The sequence below is a fragment of the Pseudomonas sp. 2995-1 genome (assembly GCF_002742505.1).
Lineage (GTDB): Bacteria > Pseudomonadota > Gammaproteobacteria > Pseudomonadales > Pseudomonadaceae > Aquipseudomonas > Aquipseudomonas sivasensis.
The window spans coordinates 1-339 of record NZ_LJSA01000588.1; the positions used below are offsets into that span (position 1 = coordinate 1).

Here is a 339-nt window from a genome sequence, read left to right on the forward strand (position 1 = left end):
CCTCCATGCCTTTAATACTCTCCGGGGCGAGTTAGGAGTTTCCCGTTGCAATTCCTCTGTTTCAATTCGTAATTCTTTGAGTGCTTTTAGTTCTTCAGGATCACGTGGTTGATTACCGTCGATTCTAAGGATATATTTTGCGTTTTTAACGCCTTTTTTATCTAACTGGGTCAATACACTATTTCTAGCATTTAAAATGATTCTGACTACTCTATTGAGCTCCTGCGGTGTTCTAACCCACATAGCTAGCAAATTAAGTGCTTTGGGATTAAGGATCACTTTATCGTTAGTATCGGTTTGAGGGTAATATTCTTTAGCATGTTTAACCAGATCTTTGTT

The 339-nt window shown here is 38.3% G+C and carries 1 protein-coding gene; it reads right to left on the reverse strand.

The annotated features are described in order from the left end of the window. Positions 1-339: hypothetical protein (locus tag AOA61_RS31385; RefSeq protein ID WP_218197408.1), on the reverse strand; the 339-nt coding region annotated here is incomplete at both ends.